This window comes from Simplicispira lacusdiani (assembly GCF_003604195.1).
GTDB classification, from domain to species: domain Bacteria; phylum Pseudomonadota; class Gammaproteobacteria; order Burkholderiales; family Burkholderiaceae_C; genus Simplicispira; species Simplicispira lacusdiani.
The window spans coordinates 247,071-270,863 of the sequence record NZ_QXGR01000006.1 but is presented as its reverse complement, the minus strand read 5'-3'; the positions used below and the strand labels follow the sequence as shown (position 1 = coordinate 270,863).

The window sequence follows — 23,793 nt, the reverse complement described above, 5'->3', positions numbered from 1 at the left end:
AAATCCGATTTTGCGAGGCATTGCTTTGATACAGACGGAAAATCGCCGGATATGCCCGTTCATCTGCTGGATAAAATGGCTCAACAAGTCGATGATAAGTGTTTGGCATCATAGATTTAGCCAGGAGGGCTGGTTAAATATACAGGCACAACAAACCGACAAACTCGCCATCTCTCGCGTGCCGAGGTCACAGCACTGGCAGTATGACAGCCAGTTACTTTACGCAGTGCGGATCAATGTCTCCCATTGATCGAACGCAAGCACCAGGCACCATCACGATCAAGCACCCTGCAACGGCCTCGGCCGCTACAACCCCAAACCGCAATTCCCAACGATTGGCGGTATAACAACGCACCTCTCGCCCTGCATGGGCGATCTGCAAGCCAATCCATCCTGCCTGCAAAACTCCCAATTTGATAGCTGCTAGCGCTTGCCCATCAAGCGTTTGAGCCACTTTTGACTCTAAACCCCATGTCTTTCCCTGCTTTCCTGCGCACGCGCTGGGCCGCGCTGCGGCCGGTGTGGGCGCGTGTGCTGCAGCGGCCTGAAAAGCTGCTGTCGCTGCACAGCCTACTCTGGGCGTTCATCGCCGCCGGGCTGGCGATGCTGTTGTATGTGCTGGTGCTGATTCCGTTCACGCCGGGCATCCGCGACATCCGCAAGGCCAAGACGGAGCAGCCGGCGCAACTCGTCGCGGCCGATGGCAAGCTGCTGGCCGAATACCGCTGGGTGAACCGCGCCTGGGTGCCGCTGAGTGAGATCGCCCCGCCGGTGGTGGACGCGCTGATCGCCACCGAGGACCACCGTTTCTACAACCACTGGGGCCTGGACTGGCGGCGCACGGCGTCGGCGCTGGTGCGCACGCTGGGGGGCGACAAGCAGGGCGGCTCCACCATCACGCAGCAGTTGGCGCGCAACCTGTACCCCGAGGACATTGGCCGCGCGCCCACGCTCACACGCAAGATCAAGGAGGCCATCACGGCGCTGAAGATCGAGGCGCTGTACTCCAAGGACGAGATCCTGGAGACCTACCTGAACACGGTGCCCTTCCTCTACAACGCCTACGGCATCGAGATGGCGGCGCGCACCTATTTCGACAAGTCGGCCGACCAGCTCAACGTGCTGGAGAGCGCCACGCTCATCGGCATGCTCAAGGGCACGGCCTACTACAACCCGGTGCTCAACCCCGAGCGCGCGCAGGCGCGGCGCAACACCGTGCTGTCGCAGATGAAGAAGCGCGGCAAGCTGGCCGAGGCGGAGTACGCCGCGCTCAGCAAGCGCCCGCTGCGCATTCGCTTCGAGCGGCAGGTGGAAACGGCCGGCCCCGCGCCGCACCTGGCGCAGCAGTTGCGCAAGCAGCTCATCGACTGGGCCGACCGCAACGGCTACAGCCTGTATGCCGACGGCCTGGTGATCCGCACCACCATCGATTCCCGCCTGCAGCAGCTGGCCAACCAGGCCGTGGCGCGCCAGGGCAGGGCGCTGCAGGGCGTGGCCGATGGGGCCTGGGCCGCGCGCAACGCCTGGAACCCCAAGAACCCGCTGGTGCGGCAACTGGTGCGCGAATCGGCGCGCTACGAAGCCGCCGTGGCCAAGGGCGCGGCGCCCGACGATGCGCTGAAGGACCTGCTGGCCGACCCCGCCTTCCTGCGCTTGCTGCGGCAGGAGAAGACGCGCGTGCAGGCCGGTTTCATGGCCATGGACCCGCGCACGGGCGAGGTGCGCGCCTGGGTGGGCAGCCGCGACTTCGCGCAAGACCCGTTCGACCATGTGCAGGCCGCGCGCCGCCAGCCGGGCTCCACGTTCAAGCCCTTCGTGTACGGCGCCGCGTTCGACCAGGGCCTGCTGCCCACCGACACGCTGATGGACGCAGCGGTGGAAATCCCGCTGGGCAACAAGCAGGTGTGGCGCCCCACGGACGGGAACAAGCCGCCGAGCGATATGCCCATGACGCTGAGCGACGGCCTGGCGTACTCCAAGAACACCATCACCGCGCAGCTCATGCAGCAGGTGGGCCCGCTGCGCGTGGCGCAACTGGCGCGCGCCATGGGCGTGCGCGAATCCAAGCTGGACGTGGTGCCCGCGCTGGCCCTGGGCACCAGCCCGGTCAGCCTCAAGGAAATGGTGGCGGCCTACGGCGCCATTGCCAGCGCCGGCAGCTACCGCGCGCCCCGGGTCATCACGCGCATCGAGGACAAGAACGGCAAGCTGCTGGAAGAGTTCGCCCCCGCCGCGCCCGAGCGCGTGCTGGGCCTGACGGCCGCCCAGCAACTGCGCGACGCCATGCGCGGCGTGGTGGACAAGGGCACGGGCGTGGCCATCCGTGGCCGCTACGGCATCAGCGCCGACGTGGCCGGCAAGACCGGCACCACGCAGGACAACACGGACGGCTGGTTCATCCTGATGCACCCGCAGCTGGTGGCCGGCGCGTGGGTGGGCTTCAACGACGGGCGCATCACCCTGCGCAGCGATTACTGGGGCCAGGGCGCGCACAGCGCGCTGCCCATGGTGGGCGAGGTGTTCCAGCAGGCGCTGCGCGCCAAGGTGATCGACAGCAGCCAGCGCTTCATCGACGAGGAAGAAACCAGTTGGGTCGGCAGCGCCGTGGCCGGCGTGCGCAACTGGGTGTACGACCTGTTCGGCCGCCGCACGGGCGGGCCGGACGTGCCGGACCACACCCCAGGCACCGTGCCCGCGCCAGGCACAGCGGCAGCCCCGCCGCCGCCCGCCACGGCGGAGCAGCCCGAGATCATCGAAGCGCCCTTGGTGCCGCTGGAAAACGCCACGCCCCAGGCGCCACCGTTGCCGCCGGTCACCTACGACGAGGCGCCAGAGGCCGCCAGCCCGGGGGCGGTGCCTTCGCCGGCGCAGGCCGTGCCGGCGTGGCGCGGGCCGGCGCCGTGGCCAGGAGGGGGGCCGGCGACTCCGCCCGTCATCGGGCCGGCAGCGTCCGCTCCGGCGGCTCCCGGCGCCATGCCACCGGCGCAATTGCCACAGCCGGGCGTCGTGGTCACGGCGCCGGTGCAGCGCGGGGTGGTGGTGCCCGCGCCGGCAGCGGCGCAGAACAACGTGCCGTTCTTTGTGGAATCGCGCCCCTGAGCGGGCGCGCGGCGCCTTGCCGCAGCGGCGCAAACCCGGGGCGCCGCTATTCGATATCGACGCAGTGCATGCCGAACGCGCCCGCCTTGCGGTCGGCGAAGTAGCGCAGCAGCGTTTCGCGCACGGTGCGGAAGGCCAGTTCGTCCCAGGGCACTTCGTCCTCGGTGAACAGGCGCGCCTCGATGGTCTCGTAGCCGGGGTTGAACGCGTCGCTCAGCAGCGTGGCGCGGTAGAACAGATGCACCTGGCCGACGCGGCGCACGTTCAGCAGGCTGAACAGCGGGCCCATCTCGATGCGGGCGCCGGCTTCCTCGTCGGTTTCGCGGGCCGCGCCCTCGGCGGTGGTCTCGTCCAGCTCCATGAAGCCGGCGGGCAGCGTCCACTTGCCCCAGCGCGGCTCGATATTGCGCTTGCACAGCAGCACGCGGCCGTCCGCCAGCACGGGAATGGTGCCCACCACGTTGAGCGGGTTCTCGTAGTGCACGGTGTGGCACTGCGGGCAGATGGCCCGCTGGCGCGTGTCGCCGTCGTCGGGCAGGCGGTACACCACGGCCGTGCCGCAGGCGCGGCAGTGTTGGATCGGGCTGCGGAAGGTCATGCCAGGATTGTGAACGAAATCAGGCTTTCGCGCTTTTGGAGCAAGCGCAGGCAGCTATGGAAAATATAGTGCCTCACACCACCCGCAGGCGCAGCGTGCCCAGGCCGTCCACGCCGCCTTCGAGCAGGTCGCCGCGCACCACGGCGCCCACGCCCTCGGGGGTGCCGGTGTAAATGAGGTCACCGGGCTGCAGCTCCCAGGCGGCCGAGAGGTGCTCGATGGTCTCGGCGATGTTCCAGATGAGCTGCGCCACGGTGCTGCGCTGGCGGTCCGTGCCATTGACCTGCAGCCAGATGGCGGCCCGGGCCACGTCGCCGGCCTGCGCGGCTGGGGTGATGGGGCCGATGGGCGCGCTGGCGTCGAAGCCCTTGCCGATGCACCAGGGGCGGCCCTGCTTCTTCATGTCGTTCTGCAGGTCGCGGCGCGTCATGTCCAGGCCCACGGCGTAGCCGTAGATGTGCCGCAGCGCGTCGGCCGCCTTGATGTTCTTGCCGCCCTGGCCGATGGCCACCACCAGCTCGATCTCGTGGTGCAGGTTGGCGGTGAGGCTGGGGTAGGGCAGTTCGCCGGTCTGGCCCGGTTCCACGGCCACCACCGCGTCGGCGGGTTTCATGAAGAAGAAGGGCGGTTCGCGGCCGGTGAAGCCCATTTCCTTGGCGTGTTCCTCGTAGTTGCGGCCCACGCAGTAGATGCGGTGCACGGGAAAACGCTCGGCGCGGCCGACGATGGGCACGCTGGGGATGGGGGCGGGGGGGAAGGCGTGGCTCATGTGTTCCGGGCCTTTCTTCTCAAGCAGTGGTAGGGGTAATTCTGAGTGTGCCATGGGCGCGCGACGGCCGTGCAGTGGATACACTGCGCGCATGCCACAGAGCTTTGATTTTCACCATGCGCCAGGCCACTTGGTGCGGCGCGCGCACCAGCGCGCCGTGGCGCTTTTCATGGAAGAGGCCGCCGCTTTCGATGTGACGCCGGTGCAGTTCGCCATCCTCAACGCCCTGGTTGAACAGCCCGGCGAGGACCAGATCACGCTGGCGGGCCGCGTGGCGCTGGATGCGGCCACGCTGGGCGCCGTCGTGGCGCGGCTGCATGCGCGCGCGCTGGTGCGGCGCGAGAGCGACCCGCGCGACCGCCGCCGCAAGCTGCTGTGGATCACGCCCGAGGGCGAGGCCCTGGTGGAGCAGATGGTGCAGCCGGCAGAGCGCGTGCAGGAGCGCCTGATGGCGCCGCTCTCGCCCGAGGACCAGGCACGGTTGCTGCAATTGCTGGAGCGGCTGGTCTACAGCGAATGACGAGCGGCCCGCACCCCGACTGGCTGCGCCCCCTCTGGCCCGCGCCCGCCCATGTGCGCGCGCTGTGCACCACGCGCGCGGGCGGCGCCAGCGCCCCCCCTTTCGATACCCTGAACCTGGGTGACCATGTAGGCGACGACCCGCGCGCCGTGCGGGCCAACCGCGCGGCGCTGGGGGCGGCGCTGGGCGGCGCGCGGCCGGTGTTCCTGCGGCAGGTGCATGGCACGGCGGTGGCGGCCCTGCACGCCGCGCTGCCGGATGGCATGGTGGCCGACGCCTGCGTGGCGGCCACGCCGGGCCTGGCCTGCACCATCATGGTGGCCGACTGCCTGCCCATCCTGCTGACCGACCGGCAAGGCCGCGCGGTGGCGGCGGCGCACGCGGGCTGGCGCGGACTGGCGGGCCAGGGCGGCGTGGGCGTGGTGGAGTCTGTTTTCAAGGGTTTTTCGGCACTGGCGCTTGCTGGGCAAGCGCCGGAAGCTATGGATTCAATAGCGCATGCGGCCGATACGCTGGCCTGGCTGGGGCCCTGCATCGGCCCCCGGGCCTTCGAGGTGGGGGCCGAGGTGCGCGCGGCCTTCTGCGCGCACGATGCCGCTGCGGCACGGCACTTCACGGACCAGGGCGGCGGCAAGTACCTGGCCGACCTGGCCGGCCTGGCGCGCCAGCGGCTGGCGGCGCTGGGCATCACGAGCGTGCATGGCAACGACGGCGGCCCGGACTGGTGCACCGTCTCGCGGCCCTCACGGTTCTTTTCGCACCGGCGCGATAGCGCCGCCCTCGGCGGCAGCGGGCGCATGGCCGCCTGTATCTGGCTCGGCTGACGCGGCCTGCGCCTCGGCCGCCGCCGCGCGCTCGGCCATCTCACGGGCATGGATCTTGCGCTTGCGTCCGGGCGTGCCCAGGATGTAGCCGATGATGCCCATGGGCAGCAGGCCGTAGAGCGTGAAGGTGACGAGCGCGCCCAGCAGCGTTCCGGTGGGGCTGGCGGCTTCGGCCACGGCCATCATGAGGGTGACGTAAAGCCAGGCAATGAGGACGAGATACATCGGCGCGGGTGGGGTGAACGGGTGGAAAGCCGCGTTACCATAACAGCACGGCTCCGCGGGGCGGGCCACATTCCGGGCGAAGGCCCTGCCAAGGGCGGGCTTTTGGCCACAGCAGGAGGCAGCATGGATACAGATTCCCTCTGGGCGCAGAGCGCCCAGCAATGGCAGCAGATCTTGAGCGAGGGCTGGACCAAGGCGCTGCAGTCGCTTCCGCCGGTCGAGCACGTCGGCGCGGCGGCGGCCACGGCGGCGCCCGTGAAGATCGCGCCGGAAAAGCTCCAGGCGCTGCAGCAGCAGTATGTGGAGGAGGCCGGCAAGCTCTGGCTGCAGGGCCTGCAAGGCACGCCGGCCCAGCCGTCGGACAAGCGCTTCGCCGGCCAGGGCTGGGCCGAGAACCCGGTGGCCACCTTCTCGGCGGCGGCCTACCTGCTCAACGCGCGCACCCTCATGGGCCTGGCCGAGGCCGTGGAGGCCGACCCCAAGACGCGCGCGCGCATCCGCTTCGGCGTGGAGCAGTGGATCGCCGCCATGGCGCCCAGCAACTACCTGGCCTTCAACGCCGAGGCGCAGAAAAAGGCCATCGAGACCCAGGGCGAGAGCATTGCCCTGGGGCTGGCCAACCTGCTGCACGACCTGCGCCAGGGCCATGTGTCGATGACCGACGAAACGGTGTTCGAGGTGGGCCGCAACGTGGCCACCTCCGAGGGCGCGGTGGTGTTCGAGAACGAGCTGTTCCAGCTCATCGAGTACAAGCCGCTCACGGCCAAGGTGTACGAGCGGCCGTTCCTGCTCATTCCGCCGTGCATCAACAAGTTCTACATCCTCGACCTGCAGCCGGAGAACTCGCTGATCCGCTACGCCGTCGAGCAGGGCCACCGCACCTTCGTGGTGAGCTGGCGCAACCCCGATGAATCGCTGGCCCAGAAGACCTGGGACGACTACGTGCAGGACGGCGCCATCCAGGCCATCGAGGTGGCGCGTCAGATCGCGGGCACGCCGCAGATCAACGCGCTGGGCTTCTGCGTGGGCGGCACCATCCTGGGCAACGCGCTGGCCGTGCTGGCCGCGCGCGGCGAGGAGCCGGTGGCGAGCGCCACCTTCCTGACCACGCTGCTCGACTTCACCGACACCGGCATTCTCGACGTGTTCATCGACGAGGCCATGGTGCAGTTCCGCGAGCTGCAGATGGGCCAGGGCGGCCTCATGAAGGGCCAGGACATGGCCTCGACCTTCAGCTTCCTGCGCCCCAACGACCTGGTGTGGAATTACGTGGTGGGCAACTACCTCAAGGGCGAGACGCCGCCGCCGTTCGACCTGCTCTACTGGAACAGCGACAGCACCAACCTGCCCGGGCCGTTCTACGCCTGGTACCTGCGCAACTTCTACCTGGAGAACAACCTCGTCAAGCCCGGCAAGCTGACGGTGTGCGGCGAGAAGATCGACCTGGGGCGCATCACGCTTCCGGCCTACATCTACGGCTCGCGCGAGGACCATATCGTGCCCATCAACGCGGCCTACGCCTCCACGCAGGTGCTGGCGGGCAAGAAGCGCTTCGTCATGGGGGCCTCGGGCCACATCGCGGGCGTGATCAACCCGCCGGCCAAGGGCAAGCGCAGCCACTGGATTCGCGCCGACGGCAAGCTGCCGCCGACGCTGGGCGCCTGGCTCGAAGGCGCCACCGAACACCCGGGCAGCTGGTGGACCGATTGGTCGCAGTGGCTCCAGGGCCACGCGGGCAAGCAGGTCGCCGCGCCCAAGGCCTACGGCAAGGGTGCCAAGTTCAAGGCCATCGAGCCCGCGCCGGGCCGCTACGTTAAGCAAAAGTCCTGACTTGCACGGCGGCGAGAATGGGCGGGTAATCCGCAGTGAAGGGGCGTGCGCCTGCCCCGACCGATCCACCCTGACTGACTGAAGGACATTCCATGGAAGACATCGTTATCGTTTCGGCCGTCCGCACGGCCGTGGGCAAGTTCGGCGGCGCGCTGGCCAAGACGCCGGCCACCGATCTGGGCGCATTGGTCATCAAGGAGGCGCTGGCGCGCGCCCGCGTCGCGCCCGACCAGGTAGGCGAGGTCATCATGGGCCAGGTGCTTGCTGCCGGCGTGGGCCAGAACCCCGCGCGCCAGGCGCTGATGAAGGCCGGCGTGGCCAAGGAAACCCCGGCGCTCACCATCAACGCCGTGTGCGGCTCGGGCCTCAAGGCCGTGATGCTGGCGGCCCAGGCCATCGCCACGGGCGACAGCGAGATCGTGGTGGCCGGCGGCCAGGAGAACATGAGCCTCTCGCCCCACGTGCTCAACGGCTCGCGCGACGGCCAGCGCATGGGCGACTGGAAGATGGTGGACACCATGATCGTGGACGGCCTGTGGGACGTCTACAACCAGTACCACATGGGCATCACCGCCGAGAACGTGGCCAAGCAGTACAGCATCACGCGCGAGATGCAGGATGCCCTGGCCCTGGGCAGCCAGCAGAAGGCCGCCGCCGCGCAGGACGCGGGCCGCTTCGCCGACGAGATCGTGGGCGTGAGCCTGGCGCAGAAGAAGGGCGACCCCATCCTCTTCAACGTGGACGAGTACCTCAACCGCAAGACCAACGCCGAGGCGCTGGCCGGGCTGCGCCCGGCGTTCGACAAGGCGGGCACCGTGACGGCGGGCAATGCCTCGGGCATCAACGACGGCGCCGCCGCCGTGGTGGTGATGAGCGCGAAGAAGGCCGCCGCCCTGGGCCTCAAGCCCCTGGCGCGCATCGCCGCCTACGGCACCAGCGGCCTGGACCCGGCCACCATGGGCATGGGCCCGGTGCCGGCCTCGCGCAAGGCGCTGCAGCGCGCCGGCTGGAACGCCCAGGATGTGGACCTGTTCGAGCTGAACGAAGCCTTCGCCGCCCAGGCCTGCGCCGTGAACAAGGAGCTGGGCATCGACCCCGCCAAGGTGAACGTGAACGGTGGCGCCATCGCCATCGGCCACCCCATCGGCGCCTCGGGCTGCCGCGTGCTGGTGACGCTGCTGCACGAAATGCAGCGCCGGGACGCGAAGAAGGGCATGGCGGCGCTGTGCATCGGCGGCGGCATGGGCGTGTCGATGGCGCTGGAACGCTGAGTTTTCGCCGCCGCGCCTCCCCAAAAGCCGCGTTTCGACGCGGCTTTTTCATGGCGATCCCCATGGCTGCGCTGAGCATGTCCGTGCGTTACGATAGACCGCACATGACCACGACGATTTTTGCCCAGCCCTTCGAACCGGTGGGTTGCACCGCGTGCAAGGACAAGTCGCTGCTGCCCTTCGAGTTCACCATGGCTTTCCAGCCCATCATGGATCTGGAAACGGGCCGTCCGTTTGCCTACGAGGCCCTGGTGCGCGGAGCGGATGGCGAATCGGCCGCCACCGTGTTGTCGTGGGTCGATGACAGCAACCGTTATCGGTTCGACCAGGCCTGCCGTGTCAAAGCCATTGAACTGGCGTCCCGGCTGGGCCTGACGGCTTTGTCCAACTGCCGTCTGAGCATCAACTTCCTGCCCAATGCGGTGTACCGGGCGGAAACCTGTATCCGGGCCACCATGGAGGCGGCAAGGGAGTTTTCGTTTCCCCATTACCGCATCATGTTCGAGGTGACGGAGAACGAACCCCTGAACCATGGCGAGCACCTCAAGGCCATCTTCAACGAGTATCGCCGCCAGGGTCTGATCACGGCCATCGATGACTTCGGCGCAGGCTACGCGGGGCTGAACATGCTCACGCGGTTCCAGCCCCATGTGCTCAAGATCGACATGGAACTGATCCGGAACATCGACCAGGACCCGGTTCGGCAGGCCATCGCGGGAGGCATTGAACTGGTGTGCGAGCGGCTGGGCATCGACATCATTGCCGAAGGCATTGAAACCGAGGCCGAATCGCAGTATCTGCATTCCTTGGGCATCCGCTACCAGCAGGGCTTTCACTTTGCCCGGCCGGGCTGGGAGTCGCTCCCTTTGTCGGGCGGTTAGCCTGCACTGGAGGATTGGCGGTGGCGCCGCGTGCACCGTGTCGGTGCGCGGCGTTCGCGGAGTCATGCGGATGACAAATTTTTGCCAAAAAATGCCAGGTTGGTGTTTTCCTCAGCCGCATGGGCGCAAATGTTGGTTAGAGTGGAATCGAGTACCGAGAAGCAACAAGGAGAAAGTCAGATGAGCAAGAAAGTAGCGTATGTCACGGGCGGCATGGGGGGGATCGGCACCGCCATCTGCCAGCGTTTGCACAAGGAAGGCTTCACGGTCATCGCCGGCTGCGGCCCCACGCGCGATTATCAGAAATGGCTGGACGAGCAGAAGGCGCTGGGCTTCACCTTCCACGCCTCGGTGGGCAACGTGGGCGACTGGGATTCGACCGTCGCGGCCTTTTCCAAGACCAAGGCCGAGCATGGCACGATCGACGTGCTGGTGAACAACGCCGGCATCACGCGCGACCGCATGTTCCTCAAGATGACCCGCGAGGACTGGGACCAGGTGATCGAGACCAACCTCAACAGCATGTTCAACGTCACCAAGCAGGTGGTGGCCGACATGGTGGAAAAGGGCTGGGGCCGCATCATCAACATCAGCTCGGTCAACGGCGAGAAGGGCCAGGCCGGCCAGACCAACTACTCGGCCGCGAAGGCCGGCATGCACGGCTTTTCCATGGCCCTGGCGCAGGAGCTGGCCACCAAGGGCGTGACGGTGAACACCGTGAGCCCGGGCTACATCGGCACCGACATGGTCAAGGCCATCCGCCCCGACGTGCTGGAGAAGATCGTGGCCACGGTGCCCGTCAAGCGCCTGGGCGAGCCCAGCGAGATCGCCTCCATCATCGCCTGGCTGGCCTCGGAAGAGGGCGGCTACGCCACCGGGGCCGACTTCTCGGTCAATGGCGGCCTGCACATGGGCTGAGCGTTTTCAGCGGCCAATAAAAAACCCCGCGAAAGCGGGGTTTTTTATTGGAGGAGTAAAAACGTCTTGACGATTGACTGGTGCTTACAGGCGGACGGGAGCGCGCTTGCGGTCGCGTTCGTCTTCGGGCCAGGCAGTCAGGATAGAGGTCATGTTCATGGGGAAAGCTCCTGTGATGAGTCTTCAACGCAGGCCCCGAACAGACCGTTGACACGCGAAATGAATATTTTTTGCCGTCCGTCGATTTGCTATTCTTTCGATAGCTAAATGCATTTGCCTGGTCTGCAAAAACACCGAAAACCAGCATGAAACAATAGGCTTCAGGCGCTCGCCGCCGAGGCCTCCTCGATCTGGGCCGACAGCTCCAGCCAGCGTTCTTCCAGTCCCTCGGTCTCGTCGTTGCCGGCCTTGAGCCGGCGTCCGCAGTCGGCGATCTCGGCCGGCGGCAGGGGCTGGGTCAGCCGCTCTTCCAGCTCCGCGCGCTCTTTGGCCAGGGCGGCCAGGCGCTTGTCCACCTGCTCCAGTTCTCGCTTGAGCGGGCGCAGCTTTTCGGCCTGCTGCTGGCGGGCCTGGGCGTCGAGCTTGCGCTGTTCGCGTGCGTCGCGCACGGGGGCGGCCGCCGGTTTTTGGGCATCATTCTGGCTGCCAGGGCTTGATGGCTCTGCGCTAGCTGCTTCACTTTCAGGAGCGGATTGGGCTTCTGCGCCAGGGGAGGGCAGACTGTCGGCCGTGGATTCCAGCCGGGCCAGCTCGCGCTGGCGCTTGGCCTCGTCGAGCAGGTAGCGCTGGTAGTCGTCCAGGTCGCCGTCGAACGGTCCGACGGCGCCCCGGCCCACCATCCAGAACTCGTCGCAGACGGCGCGCAGCAGCGCCCGGTCGTGGCTGACAAGCATGACGGTGCCCTCGAACTCGTTGAGCGCCATCGAAAGCGCCTCGCGCGTGGCCAAATCCAGGTGGTTGGTGGGTTCGTCCAGCAGCAGCAGGTTGGGGCGCTGCCAGACGATCATGGCCAGCACCAGGCGCGCCTTTTCGCCACCACTCATGGTGCCCACGGTCTGCTTGACCATGTCGCCGGTGAAGTTGAAGGTGCCCAGGAAGTTGCGCAGATCCTGCTCGCGCCCCGATTCGCGGGCGTTGGGCCCCAATTCTTTGGCCAGGCGCACCATGTGCTCCAGCGGATTGTCCGCAGGGCGCAGCACGTCCAGCTCCTGCTGGGCGAAATAGCCGATCGACAGGCCCTTGCCCTCGGTGATGGTGCCCGCCAGCGGTTTCATCTCGCGGGCGATGGTCTTGACCAGCGTCGACTTGCCCTGGCCGTTGGCGCCCAGGATGCCGATGCGCTGGCCCGCCAGCACCGAGCGGTTCACCTGGCGCAGGATGGTGGTTTCCTGGCCGTCCTCGGTGCGGTAGCCGAAGGCGGCGTCGGTGATCGCCAGCATCGGGTTGGGCAGGTTGGTGGGCTCCTTGAACTCGAAGGTGAACTCGGCATCGGCCAGTACTGGCGCGATCTTCTCCATGCGGTCGAGCGCCTTGACGCGGCTCTGCGCCTGCTTGGCCTTGCTGGCCTTGGCCTTGAAGCGGTCGATGAACTTCTTCAGGTGGGCGATCTTTTCCTGCTGCTTGGCGTAGCTGGCCTGCTGCAGTTCGAGCTGCTCGGCGCGCAGGTCCTCGAACTTGCTGTAGTTGCCGCCGTAGCGCGTGAGCTGGGCGTTGTCGATGTGCATGGTGACGTTGGTCACGGCATCGAGGAACTCGCGGTCGTGGCTGATCACGATCATCGTGCCGGCATAGCGCTGCAGCCAGGCTTCGAGCCAGACCAGGGCGTCGAGGTCGAGGTGGTTGGTGGGCTCGTCGAGCAGCAGCAGGTCGCTCGGGCACATCAGCGCGCGCGCCAGCTGCAGGCGCATGCGCCAGCCGCCCGAGAAGCTGTTCACGGGCTTGCCCAGCTCCGACACCTTGAAGCCCAGGCCCAGGATCAGCGCCTGGGCGCGCGGCACGGCGTCGTGGGACCCGGCGTCGTGCAGGTCGGTGTAGGCATGGGCGATGGCCATGCCGTCGTCTTCCGCCTCGGCGCGGGCCAGTTGGGCCTGCAGCTCGGCCAGGCGGGTGTCGCCAGCTACCACGAAATCGGTGGCCGATTCGTCGGTTTCGGGCATGTTCTGCGCCACCTGCGCCATGCGCCACTGCGCAGGGATGCTGAAATCGCCCCCGTCTTCATGGAGCGAGCCGTTGAGCAGCGCGAACAGGCTGGACTTGCCGGCGCCATTGCGTCCGACAAGACCGACTTTCTCTCCGGGGTTGATGGTGGCGCTGACGCCGTCGAGCAGCACCTTGACGCTGCGGCGCAAGGTGACGTTTTTGAGAATGATCATTCAGGAAGGGGAAAAGCGGGATAGGGCTTCGCGGGTCACCAGCAGCACCTGGTCTTCGCCCGCGCTGGTGTCGAGCCAGAACACCGGAAGGTTGGGGAACGCCGCCTCGAAATACGGGCGTTCGTTGCCGATTTCCAGCACCAGCACGGCGTGCTCGGTCATGCGGGCTGTGGCGCCCTGCAGCAGTTGGCGGATGAAGTCCATGCCGTCGCTGCCGCCGGCCAAGGCCAGCTCGGGTTCGGCGCGGTATTCGGCGGGCAACTGCGCCATGCTGGCGGCGTTGACATAGGGCGGGTTGCACAGGATCAGGTCCCAGGGGCCGGGCACGGCGGCGAGGCCGTCGCTCAGCTGCAGGGCGATGCGGTCCTGCAGGCCGTGGCGGTCGACGTTGATGCGGGCCACCGCCAGCGCGTCGGGCGAGATGTCGACGCCAGTGACGCGGATGTCGGGCCAGGCCATGGCGGCCAGCACCGCCAGGCTGCCGTTGCCGGTGCACAGGTCGAGCACGTTCTGGGTGTGTTCGCCCAGCCAGTCGTCGAAACCGCCGTCGGCGATGAGTTCGGCGATGAAGCTGCGCGGCACGATGGCGCGCTCGTCCACGTAGAACGGCACGCCCTGCAGCCAGGCTTCGCGCGTGAGGTAGGCGGCGGGCTTGCGCGTGGCGATGCGTTCTTCAAAAAGTGTAGCTACCAGCGCTTGCTGGGCGGGCGCTACAGGCTGATTTTCTATGGAATCCGGATCGTCGCCGAGGGGGGTGTCGAGCGGCAGGCCCAGGCGCCAGAGCACCAGCCAGGCGGCTTCATCGCGGGCGTTGGTGGTGCCGTGGCCGAACGAAACCCCTGCGGCGTCCAGCAGGCGGGCGCCCGATGCGACCAGGGCACCCACGGTATTGCCCGCGATCGCCGGCAAGGCTGGCGTAGGGGCGGTGCTCATGCGGTGGCCGCGGCGGCCAGGGCCTGGGCGTGCAGGTTGTCGAGCGTGCGGCGGTAGATGTTCTTCAGCGGCTCGATGTCGGCAATGGCGATGTGCTCGTCGATCTTGTGGATGCTGGCGTTGGGCGGGCCCAGTTCAATCACCTGCGGGCACAGCGTGGCGATGAAGCGGCCGTCGCTGGTGCCGCCGGTGGTCGAGAGTTCGGTGGCGAGGCCGGTTTCCGCGGTGATGGCCTGCTGCACGGCCTGCACCAGTTCGCCGGGCGTGGTGAGGAAGGGCTGGCCGCCCAGCGTCCACTGCAGTTCGTATTCGAGTTCGTGCCGGTCGAGCACGGCGTGCACGCGCTGCTTCAGGCCCTCGGCCGTTGATTCGGTGCAGAAGCGGAAGTTGAAGTCGATCACCACGGCGCCGGGAATGATGTTGCTCGCGCCCGTGCCGCCATGGATGTTGCTCATCTGCCAGCTTGTGGGTTGGAAGAAGGCGTTGCCCTCGTCCCAGCGCGTGGCGGCCAGTTCGGCCAGGGCCGGGACGGCCTGGTGGATGGGGTTGCGCGCCAGGTGCGGGTAGGCGATGTGGCCCTGGATGCCGCGCACCGTGAGCTTGCCGCTGAGCGTGCCGCGCCGGCCGTTCTTGATCATGTCGCCGGTTTTCTGCACCGACGTGGGTTCGCCGACGATGCAGTAGTCGAGCTGTTCGCCGCGTGCACGGAGTTGCTCCACCACCACCTTGGTGCCGTCGACCGAGGGGCCTTCCTCGTCGCTGGTGAGCAGGAAGGCGATGTTCAGCAACGGCTCGGGGGTGGCGGCCAGGAATTCCTCCACTGCCACCACGAAGGCGGCGATGGAAGTCTTCATGTCGCTGGCGCCGCGCCCGTAGAGCTTGCCGTCGCGGTGCGTGGGCTTGAACGGGTCGCTGCTCCACTGCTCCAGCGGGCCGGTGGGCACGACGTCGGTATGGCCGGCGAATGCTATTGTTTTGATAGCTTTTGGCGCTTTATTGGTGGGCGTTGCGGTGCGTTTTGACCACAAATTGCTGACGCGGAAGGACTCCGGGCCGCTGTCCATCGCTTGGTTGATGAAGCCCAGGGGCGCCAGGCGCTGGGCGAGCAGCTGCAGGCAGCCTGCATCGTCGGGGGTGACGGAGGGAAGGGCGATGAGCTGTTCGGCCAGGTGCAGGGTTCGAGACATGGGGAAACGGAAAGAGGGTCAGGTATCGGGCTTGATGTCCAGCACGATTTCGGTGAACGAGGGCGCGTCGTCCTGGTTCTGGGCATCCCGCGCGTCCTTGCTGGCCTGTGCGGCCTTGGCGGCGAGAGAGAAGTCGTTTTGCAGGCGCCACATGAGGTTGGTAGGCGAGTCGGCGTAGGCCAGGCCCTCCTTGCGGTCGATGCGGTTCTGCATGATGAGGCGCGCCAGATCCTCCTCGAAGGTCTGTGAGCCCTCGGCCATGGATTTTTCCATGGCCTCGCGCACGCCCGAGAAGTCGCCTTTCTCGATCAGCTCGGCCACCAGCTTGGTGTTGAGCATGACCTCGACGGCGGGCAGGCGCTCGCCGGCGGCGGTGCGCACCAGGCGCTGCGAGACGATGGACTTGAGCGCCGAGGCCAGGTCGCCCAGCATGGTGGGGCGCACTTCCACGGGGTAGAAGCTCAGTATGCGGTTGAGCGCCTGGTAGCTGTTGTTGGCGTGCAGCGTGGCCAGGCACAGGTGGCCCGACTGCGCGTAGGCGATGGCGGCCGACATGGTTTCGCGGTCGCGGATTTCGCCGATCAGGATCACGTCGGGCGCCTGGCGCAGCGCGTTCTTCAGCGCGATCTGCAGCGACTGGGTGTCGCTGCCCACCTCGCGCTGGTTGACGATGGATTTCTTGTTGCGGAACTGGTATTCGACCGGGTCCTCGATGGTCAGGATGTGGCCCGACATCAGGCCGTTGCGCCGGTCGATCATGGAGGCCAGCGAGGTGCTCTTGCCCGAGCCGGTGGCGCCGACCACCAGGATCAGTCCGCGTTTTTCCAGGATCAGGTCGCCCAGGACCGCAGGCAGGTTCAGGTCGGCCAGCTCGGGGATCTGCTGGCTGATGAAGCGGATCACCACGGCGTAGCTACCGCGCTGACGCATGGCGCTGACGCGAAAGCGCCCCACGCCGGTGAGGGGCACGCCCATGTTGAGCTCGCCCGTCTCCTCCAGCTCTTCGATGCGGTCGGGCGGGACGACCTCGGAGAGCAGGTTGCGCGGCGCATCCGGCGGCAGCACCTGGTTGTTGATCGGGATGCACTCACCGTTGATCTTGATCAGCGCCGGTGCGTTGGCCGACAAATAGACGTCAGAGGCCTTCTTCTCGGCCATCAGGCGCAGGATTCGCTCCATCGTGCTCATGGTGTACTCCCTCGATGTTGGGTGCTGGTGCGGGCCTGCGCCGGGTTGCCTGTCAGTCGCGCAGCAGGTCGTTCAGGCTGGTCTTGGAGCGCGTCTGCGCATCCACGGTCTTGACGATGACGGCGGCGTAGGTGGCGTAGTCCTGGCCGGTCTTGGTCTTCTTCGGCAAGCTGCCGCTGATGACCACGCTGCCCGCGGGCACGCGGCCATAGCTGATCTCGCCTGTGTCGCGGTTGAAGATGGGGGTGCTCTGGCCGATGTACACGCCCATGCCCAGCACCGAGTTCTCCTCCACGATCACGCCTTCGACCACCTCGGAGCGAGCGCCGATGAAGCAGTTGTCCTCGATGATGGTGGGGTTGGCTTGCAGGGGTTCGAGCACGCCGCCCAGGCCCACGCCGCCCGAGAGGTGCACGTTCTTGCCCACCTGCGCGCACGAGCCCACGGTGGCCCAGGTGTCGACCATGGTGCCTTCATCGACGTAGGCGCCGATGTTGACGTAGGACGGCATCAGGATCGCGCCCTTGGCGATGAAGCTGCCGCGGCGCGCCACGGCAGGCGGCACCACGCGCACGCCGGTGGCGGCCATTTCGTCGGCGCTGAGGTTGCCGAAGCGGGTCGGCACCTTGTCGTAGAAGCCCAGGTCGCCGGCCTCGATGAGTTCATTGTCCTTGAGGCGGAACGACAGCAGCACGGCCTTCTTGATCCACTGGTGCACCGTCCACTGGCCAACGGCCTCGCGCGTGGCCACGCGCAGCTTGCCGTTGTTCAGTTCGGCGATGACATGCTCGACGGCCTCCAGCACTTCCTTGGGCGCGCTGGCGGGCGAGAGATTGGCGCGGTTGTCCCACGCGGATTCGATGGTGCTCTGCAGGTTTTGGGTCATTGGCTTGATACGGTACGGGATTGGATGAACTGGACGATGCGTTGGGCGGCCTCCACGCACTGCGCGGTTTCGGCCACCAGGGCCATGCGCACGCGCTGGGCACCAGGGTTGGCGCCTGCCACTTCGCGCGCCAGGTAACTGCCGGGCAGCACGGTGACATTGTATTGAGCCAGCAGGGCGCGCGCGAACTCGGTGTCGCTCATGCCCAGATGGGCCGGAACGCCCGCCCAGAGGTAGAAACCGGCGTCGGGGAGGCGCACGTCCATCACTGGCTCCAGCAGCGGCGTGACCTGGGCGAACTTCTCGCGGTACATGGCACGGTTTTCCACCACGTGCGCCTCGTCGTTCCAGGCGGCGATGCTGGCGTTCTGCACGGCCGGGCCCATGGCGCTGCCGTGGTAGGTGCGGTAGAGCAGGAAGGATTTGACCAGTTCCGCGTCGCCGGCCACGAAGCCGCTGCGCAGGCCCGGCACGTTGCTGCGCTTGGACAGGCTGGTGAAGGCCAGCAAGCGCCGGAAATCGTTTCGGCCCAGCTTGGCCGCCGCCTCCAGGCCGCCCAGCGGTGGTTCGTCGCGGAAGTAGATCTCGCTGTAGCACTCGTCCGAGGCGATCACGAAGCCATAGCGGTCGGACAGGGCGAACAGCTTTTCCCATTCGGCCAGCGGCATCACGGCGCCCGTGGGGTTGCCGGGCGAGCAGACGAACAGCAGTTGCGTGCGCTGCCACACCGTTTCCGGCACGCTGTCCCAGTCCACCGCGAAGTTGCGCGCCGGGTCGCTGGGCGCGAAATACGGCGTGGCGCCGGCCAGCAGGGCCGCGCCTTCGTAGATTTGGTAGAACGGATTCGGGCTCACGACCATCGCGTCGCCCTTCGATGGATTGATCACCGTCTGGGCAAAGGCGAACAGCGCCTCGCGCGAACCGTTGACGGGCAGCACCTGCGTGGCCGCGTCCACGGCCAGGCCGTAGCGGCGCTGCAGCCAGCCGGCAAAGGCCTCGCGCAGGCGCGGTTCGCCCGCCGTGGCCGGATAGCTGGCCAGGCCGCCCAGGCCTTCCACCAGGGCCTCCTTGATGAACGGCGGCGTGGCATGGCGCGGCTCGCCCATGCCCAGGCTGATGGCGCTGTAGGCGGCGGGCGGGGTCACGCCCGCGAAGAGTTGGCGCAGCCGTTCGAACGGGTAGGGCTGCAGGTGGGAAAGCAGGGGGTTCATGGGGCGCCATTATGGGCGAAGGTGCCCGGCGGCATGGGCCGCCATGGACCCATGCTGCACTGCACGGTGGCCTTGGCGACTGGATGTCAGTACAGTGCAAGGGGAGTGTGAACACTAGATGCTGGCTACCAATCAACACGGTGCGTCTTCGGGCTGGCATGTCGCTTGCGACCTGCATGGCACGCTGAACGGCCGCCAAAGGAGACAAATGACGGTCCCGAAAGGTCTCTCATGACCGATTCCTTGCTTCTGCAGCCCGGTGTCTGGCTGATGCGCCGCCTGCGCTTGCCGGGCAAATTGCTGCTTCTGGGCCTGGTGGTCGTGCTCATGCTGGTGGCCATGGCCAGCCTGGAGACCCTGGGCGCTTCCACGATGGTGGTCTGGGGCGTGCTGCTGGCCTGCGCCCTTGTCGTTCTCTATCTTTTCACGGCCCTGCATGCCAGCCTGGCCTCCGATCTGGCCAGCCTGGCGCGGGCCATGCGCCAGACCACCAGCGGCGATCTCTGCGCGCATCTGCAGGTCCACGGGCAGGACGAACTGGCCGATCTGGCGCAACTGCTCGACCGCATGGTCCTGACGCTGTCGTCCATGGTGGCCGACATCCGCAGCAACGCGGCGCTCGTGGCCCACGCAGGCCAGAGCCTCGCCGCCGACAACCGGGCGCTGGCCGAACGCACCGAACAGCAGGCCGCCAGCCTGGAACAGACGGCCACCAGCGTGGAGCAATTGCTCGCCACGGTGCAGAGCAATGCCCAGACCGCCCAGGCGGCCGACCGGCGCACGCGCGAGGTCAGCCTGGCCGCCGATCAGGGCACGCAGGCCATGGCGCGGGCGGTGGACTCGGTCGAGGCCATCCAGCAGGGCGCGCGCCGCATGCACGAAATCATCGGCGTGATCGACAGCATCGCCTTCCAGACCAACATCCTGGCGCTCAATGCCGCCGTCGAGGCGGCCCGTGCCGGGGAGCAAGGACGGGGTTTCGCCGTGGTGGCCACCGAGGTGCGCACGCTGGCGGGCCGCTCGGGCGAGGCCGCCAAGGAGATCCGCGCGCTCATCAGCGCCACCGTGCAGCAGGTGGAAAGCAGCACCGGGCTCATTCGCTCTGCCGGTGAAGGCATTTCGAGCATGGCGGGAGGCATACGGCATGTGGCGGCCACGATGTCGGAGATCGCCACCTCGGGCGCCGAGCAAAGCACCGGCCTGCAGGAAATCACCACCGCCGTGCGCCACCTCGACCAGATCACGCAGGACAACGCCCAGATGGTCGAGCACGCTGTCTTGCAGTCCTCGGCGCTCGAAGGGCGCGCCGGCACCCTGTCGCGCGCAGTGTCCTCCTTCCGTCTGCAGCAGGGCACGGCAGAGGAGGCCGTGGCGCTGGTGCAGCGCGCCATGACCATGCGCGCGGGCACCGGGCGCGAGCAGTTCCTGCGCGCCATCACCGACAAGGCGCAGCCCTTCCACGACCGCGACATGTACGTCTTCGTGCTCGACGCGGCGGGCACCTACCTGTCTTTTGGCGGCAATCCGGCCAAGGTGGGAACGCGCGTCCAGGACATCCCGGGCATCGCCGGTCAGCGGCTCGTGGATGACATCATCGCGCAGGCCGAGCGCGGCCCTGGCTGGGTCGAATACGACATCGCCAACCCGACCACCGGGGCGGTGCAGACCAAGATGTCGTTCGTGCGCAAGGTGGATGATCTGTACGTGGGGTGCGGCGTCTACAAAACCCTCGCCGCGCGGGCGTGAGCGGCTCGCGTTAGGGGGCGCGGCGCGCGCGCGCTCGGGCCATCGCGGCCGCGATGGCGGCTTTTTTCGGGTCCGTGGCCTCGGGCGGTGCTTCGGCAGCGGCGCTGGTGCGCGGCTGCACGGCCGGTGGAACGTGTTTTTCCAGGGCCTCGGCCTCCTCGCGCGCCAGGCGTTCCTGGTGCCGGGCATAGCGCGCGCGGGCGTGCCCGGCTTGCTCCGGAGACCAGGCCGACCAGCCTGTGGCCGTGCCACTGGCGTTCTCCATGGTGATGCAATCGACCGGGCAGGCCGGGATGCAGAGTTTGCAGCCCGTGCAATGCTCGGGCATCACCGTGTGCATGAGCTTGTTGGCGCCGACGATGGCGTCCGTGGGGCAGGCCTTGATGCACAGGGTGCAGCCGATGCACCAGTTCTCGTCGATCAGCGCCACGCCGCGCGGGCCTTCCGCGCCGTGCTGGGTGTTGAGCGGCCGCGCGGGCAGGCCGGTGAGCGCGGCCAGCCTGCGCACGCCGTCCTCGCCGCCGGGCGGGCATTGGTCAATGCCCGCCTCGCCCTGGGCGATGGCGCGCGCGTAGGCGGCGCAGTCGGGGTAGCCGCAACGCGTGCACTGGGTCTGGGGCAGGGCCGCGTCGATGCGGTCCGCCAGATCCTCCTGCCGTGGCATTTCCGGGGTCAGACCGCCTTGGCGCGGGCAGGGCGCTTGGTGGCGGGCACCGAGGGGGCCAGAGCCTTGGCCGGCTGTTGCTGCTGGTGTTCCAGAATGAAGGCGCGCACCAGGGGATAGACCTCCTCGCGCCAGCGCCGGCCGCTGAAGATGCCATAGTGGCCCGCGCCCTTGGCTTCCAGGTGGCGCTGCTCCTTGCCGGGCAGGCCGCTGCACAGATCGTGCGCCGCGCGTGTCTGGCCGGCGCCCGAAATATCGTCCAGCTCGCCCTCGACGGTCAGCAGGGCGCCCTGGGTGATGTCCTGCGGGCGCACGCGTTCGAGCTTGCCCTCTGGCGAGCGCACGTCCCAGGTGCCGTTCACCAGCTTGAACTCCTGGAACACCGTGTGGATGGTTTCGAGGTAGTAGTCGGCGTCCATGTCGAGCACGGCGTTGTACTCGTCGTAGAACTTGCGGTGCGCCTCGGTGCTGTTGTCGTCGCCCTTGATGAGGTTCTTGAAGTAGTCGTAGTGGTTCACCGCGTGGCGGTCGGGGTTCATGGCCACGAAGCCCGCGTGCTGCAGGAAGCCGGGGTACACGCGCCGCCCGGCACCGGGGAAGTTGCCCGGCACGCGGTAGATCACGTTGTTCTCGAACCACTCGAAGCTGCGCTCGTTGGCCAGGTTGTTCACGGCCGTGGGCGATTTGCGCGCGTCGATCGGGCCGCCCATCATGGTCATCGACAACGGCGTGGTCTCGCCCCGGCTGGCCATCAGCGACACGGCGGCCAGCACCGGCACGGTGGGTTGGCAGACGCTGATGACGTGGCAGTTGCCGTAGACCGACTGCAGATGGCGGATGAATTCCTGCACGTAGTTGACGTAGTCGTCCAGGTGGAATTCACCCTCGGACAGCGGCACCATGCGGGCATTCTTCCAGTCGGTGATATAGACCTTGTGGTCGCCGAGCATGGAGCGCACGGTGTCGCGCAGCAGCGTGGCGTAGTGGCCCGACAGGGGCGCCACGATCAGCACCACGGGCTGGGCCTTGAGCTTTTCCAGCGTTTTCGGATCGTCCGAGAAGCGCTTGAAGCGGCGCAGCTCGCAGAAGGGCTTGTCGACCTCCACGCGCTCGTGGATGGCCACGTCCACGCTGCCGACCGGCACGGTCTTGATGCCGAACTCGGGCTTCTCGTAGTCCTTGCCCAGGCGGTAGATCAGGTCGTAGCCGGCCGACATGCGCTGCGCCAGGGGCATTTTCTGCAGCGGCGATGAAGGGTTGCTGTAGAGCTTGGAGGCGGCCAGCGCGAAGTCCGCAAAGGGTTCCATGAAGGAGCGCTGGGTTTCGTAGATCTGGTAGAGCATGGGCGGAATCCGAAATGTTGCAGTGCAATATAACAGCAATTTGTTACGGCTGCAGGCGGTGAAAATACCAAGAAGAGGTCGCGTGCGCGACAGTGCGCGAGGGCGGTTTTTGCTATTTAATATATAGCATTTGGCGCAATTCCAGATTGGCTTATGACGGTTTTTTATCTGAATTCTTGAAGGGCGGCGATGCAACGCCTTGGCTGTCCAGCCAGGCGTCGAAGGGTGTGCGGGACGCCTTGCGCAGCGCCTGGTTGAACAGTTGCCTGTCGCTGAGATAGAGGCAATGGCGGATGACCGTGTAGGGATTGAATTTCCCGTTCGGCTTTTGCTCCTCGGCATGCTGCTTGTAGCGCTTGACGATGCCGATCGTGTGCCGCAGGAGGGTATTGAAGCGCGCGCGGGTGATGCCGGGCGCCCAGGCATTGATGTCATCGACGAAGCTGTCCACCTTGTGGGCCTCGAACGTGAAATCCTTGAAAAAGTGGTTGGCGATCTTGAGAAACGTGAAGGCGTTGAGCCCGCCCAGGGCCGACACCTGGAGCGTGGGCTGGGTTTCGGTGCCGGTGGCGGACTCTTCGTCGGAGTCATCTGGCGCCTTGAGCAGTTCCGCCTCGGTTTCATCGCGGATCTGCCGGAACTCCCGGTCGGCCAGTTCGAACAGCGCGGCCAGTACATTGATGCGCCGCTTGAGCGGCCCGGGAATGGCCTTCTTGTACTTGATTTTGTGGTCCAGCACGCTCCAGGAGTCCTGGATGATGGTCCGGATCTGCAGTTCGATGGGCCAGGGGGCCATGACCGCGTGGGCGGGTTGTGCGCAATGGGAGGCGTTGAGCCGCAGATCCAGGTGCAGGCCCTTGTAGCCGAACGATGCCTCCGTGCCCTCGACGGCGCTGACTTTGTCGGTCACCTCGATCACCTCGAACAGGGCCTTCATGGCCTCGGCCACCTTTTCCAGCTCGTCCTCGTAGAGGCAGACCACCCGCACGCCGATCAGATCGCTGATGTAGTGGCGGATCTCGTAGGGCGTGCCGCTTTCCTCCAGTGCCGCGCGGTATTTGCGGGAGAACTTGCGCACGCATTCCTCGCCGTCCTTCACGCGGCCTTCGATCTTGGAGACTTCCACCTGCCCATGGCACGCCAGTTGCCCCGCCACCAGCGCCACGAAGGCAGAGCAGGCGGTCTGCAGTTCCTGGAGGTGCCGGGCGTGAAAGGATAGAAACCGGGTTTCTTCCTGCTCGAAGTCAAGCGATGGCATGGAGGGGCTTTCTGGAGAGGCCGGGGTCTTGCGAAGCGGATGCGCCGGTATACCGCAATTGCGGCAAGGA

Annotated in this window: 20 protein-coding genes; 8 read left to right on the top strand and 12 right to left on the bottom strand. The window is 67.0% G+C overall.

Annotated elements, in window-relative coordinates:
* Positions 1-471: 471 nt before the first annotated feature.
* Positions 472-3,099, top strand: coding sequence for a penicillin-binding protein 1A (locus D8S75_RS10795; RefSeq protein ID WP_119966335.1), 2,628 nt, complete (start codon positions 472-474; stop codon positions 3,097-3,099).
* Between the two features lie 46 nt (positions 3,100-3,145).
* Here D8S75_RS10795 and D8S75_RS10790 read toward each other — a convergent pair whose 3' ends face one another.
* Complete coding sequence (locus tag D8S75_RS10790) at positions 3,146-3,697, bottom strand: NUDIX hydrolase (protein ID WP_119966334.1); 552 nt, start codon at positions 3,695-3,697, stop codon at positions 3,146-3,148.
* Between the two features lie 73 nt (positions 3,698-3,770).
* Positions 3,771-4,466, bottom strand: a complete 696-nt coding sequence (locus D8S75_RS10785; protein WP_119966333.1) for a fumarylacetoacetate hydrolase family protein — start codon at positions 4,464-4,466, stop codon at positions 3,771-3,773.
* Positions 4,467-4,557: 91 nt separating this feature from the next.
* On the opposite strand from D8S75_RS10785, the gene D8S75_RS10780 reads away from it, so the two are divergent.
* Both D8S75_RS10780 and pgeF read left to right on the top strand, forming a co-directional pair.
* On the top strand, positions 4,558-4,986 hold the full coding sequence (locus D8S75_RS10780; RefSeq protein WP_119966332.1) for a MarR family winged helix-turn-helix transcriptional regulator: 429 nt from the start codon (positions 4,558-4,560) through the stop codon (positions 4,984-4,986).
* The gene (gene pgeF, locus D8S75_RS10775) at positions 4,983-5,810 is read left to right on the top strand and encodes a peptidoglycan editing factor PgeF (protein ID WP_119966331.1); all 828 of its coding nucleotides are present in this window, start codon (positions 4,983-4,985) and stop codon (positions 5,808-5,810) included. Before D8S75_RS10780 ends, pgeF begins: the two co-directional genes overlap by 4 nt.
* Here pgeF and D8S75_RS10770 read toward each other — a convergent pair.
* The gene (locus D8S75_RS10770) at positions 5,730-6,035 is read right to left on the bottom strand and encodes a hypothetical protein (RefSeq protein WP_119966330.1); all 306 of its coding nucleotides are present in this window, start codon (positions 6,033-6,035) and stop codon (positions 5,730-5,732) included. The two genes, pgeF and D8S75_RS10770, sit on opposite strands and share 81 nt — an antisense overlap.
* Positions 6,036-6,158: 123 nt before the next feature.
* On the opposite strand from D8S75_RS10770, the gene phaC reads away from it, so the two are divergent.
* The 4 genes from phaC (at position 6,159) to phbB (ending at position 10,935) form a co-directional block, all read left to right on the top strand.
* On the top strand, positions 6,159-7,865 hold the full coding sequence (gene phaC, locus D8S75_RS10765; RefSeq protein WP_119966329.1) for a class I poly(R)-hydroxyalkanoic acid synthase: 1,707 nt from the start codon (positions 6,159-6,161) through the stop codon (positions 7,863-7,865).
* Positions 7,866-7,957: 92 nt separating this feature from the next.
* Entirely contained in the window at positions 7,958-9,136 is a 1,179-nt protein-coding gene (locus tag D8S75_RS10760) for an acetyl-CoA C-acetyltransferase (RefSeq protein ID WP_119966328.1), read from the top strand.
* A 104-nt stretch (positions 9,137-9,240) separates the two neighbouring features.
* Positions 9,241-10,017, top strand: a complete 777-nt coding sequence (locus tag D8S75_RS10755) for an EAL domain-containing protein (RefSeq protein WP_119966327.1) — start codon at positions 9,241-9,243, stop codon at positions 10,015-10,017.
* Positions 10,018-10,197: 180 nt separating this feature from the next.
* Positions 10,198-10,935, top strand: a complete 738-nt coding sequence (gene phbB / locus D8S75_RS10750; protein ID WP_119966326.1) for an acetoacetyl-CoA reductase — start codon at positions 10,198-10,200, stop codon at positions 10,933-10,935.
* Between the two features lie 320 nt (positions 10,936-11,255).
* Here phbB and D8S75_RS10745 read toward each other — a convergent pair whose 3' ends face one another.
* Genes D8S75_RS10745 through dapC form a run of 6 tightly spaced genes read right to left on the bottom strand, consistent with a single transcriptional unit; the run spans position 11,256 to position 18,712 of the window.
* Positions 11,256-13,307 (bottom strand): ABC-F family ATP-binding cassette domain-containing protein, encoded by a 2,052-nt coding sequence (locus D8S75_RS10745; RefSeq protein ID WP_119966325.1) that lies wholly within the window; start codon positions 13,305-13,307, stop codon positions 11,256-11,258.
* The gene (prmB, locus tag D8S75_RS10740) at positions 13,308-14,240 is read right to left on the bottom strand and encodes a 50S ribosomal protein L3 N(5)-glutamine methyltransferase (RefSeq protein WP_119966324.1); all 933 of its coding nucleotides are present in this window, start codon (positions 14,238-14,240) and stop codon (positions 13,308-13,310) included.
* Complete coding sequence (dapE, locus tag D8S75_RS10735) at positions 14,237-15,427, bottom strand: succinyl-diaminopimelate desuccinylase (RefSeq protein WP_119966323.1); 1,191 nt, start codon at positions 15,425-15,427, stop codon at positions 14,237-14,239. The genes prmB and dapE overlap by 4 nt, the downstream gene beginning before the upstream one ends.
* 18 nt (positions 15,428-15,445) lie before the next feature.
* Positions 15,446-16,615, bottom strand: a complete 1,170-nt coding sequence (locus tag D8S75_RS10730) for a PilT/PilU family type 4a pilus ATPase (RefSeq protein WP_119966322.1) — start codon at positions 16,613-16,615, stop codon at positions 15,446-15,448.
* A gap of 52 nt (positions 16,616-16,667) precedes the next feature.
* The gene (gene dapD / locus D8S75_RS10725; RefSeq protein WP_119966321.1) at positions 16,668-17,501 is read right to left on the bottom strand and encodes a 2,3,4,5-tetrahydropyridine-2,6-dicarboxylate N-succinyltransferase; all 834 of its coding nucleotides are present in this window, start codon (positions 17,499-17,501) and stop codon (positions 16,668-16,670) included.
* Positions 17,498-18,712, bottom strand: a complete 1,215-nt coding sequence (gene dapC, locus D8S75_RS10720; protein ID WP_119966320.1) for a succinyldiaminopimelate transaminase — start codon at positions 18,710-18,712, stop codon at positions 17,498-17,500. Before dapC ends, dapD begins: the two co-directional genes overlap by 4 nt.
* A 231-nt stretch (positions 18,713-18,943) precedes the next feature.
* Between dapC and D8S75_RS10715 the strand changes: the two genes are divergently transcribed.
* Complete coding sequence (locus D8S75_RS10715) at positions 18,944-20,458, top strand: methyl-accepting chemotaxis protein (protein WP_119966319.1); 1,515 nt, start codon at positions 18,944-18,946, stop codon at positions 20,456-20,458.
* A 10-nt stretch (positions 20,459-20,468) separates the two neighbouring features.
* Here the strand turns inward: D8S75_RS10715 and rsxB are convergent, their stop codons facing one another.
* The 3 genes from rsxB to D8S75_RS10700 form a co-directional block, all read right to left on the bottom strand.
* The gene (gene rsxB / locus D8S75_RS10710) at positions 20,469-21,122 is read right to left on the bottom strand and encodes an electron transport complex subunit RsxB (protein WP_119966318.1); all 654 of its coding nucleotides are present in this window, start codon (positions 21,120-21,122) and stop codon (positions 20,469-20,471) included.
* Between the two features lie 8 nt (positions 21,123-21,130).
* Positions 21,131-22,465, bottom strand: a complete 1,335-nt coding sequence (locus tag D8S75_RS10705) for a polyhydroxyalkanoate depolymerase (protein WP_119966317.1) — start codon at positions 22,463-22,465, stop codon at positions 21,131-21,133.
* Between the two features lie 151 nt (positions 22,466-22,616).
* Complete coding sequence (locus D8S75_RS10700) at positions 22,617-23,723, bottom strand: GTP pyrophosphokinase (RefSeq protein WP_119966316.1); 1,107 nt, start codon at positions 23,721-23,723, stop codon at positions 22,617-22,619.
* Between the last annotated feature and the right edge of the window lie 70 nt (positions 23,724-23,793).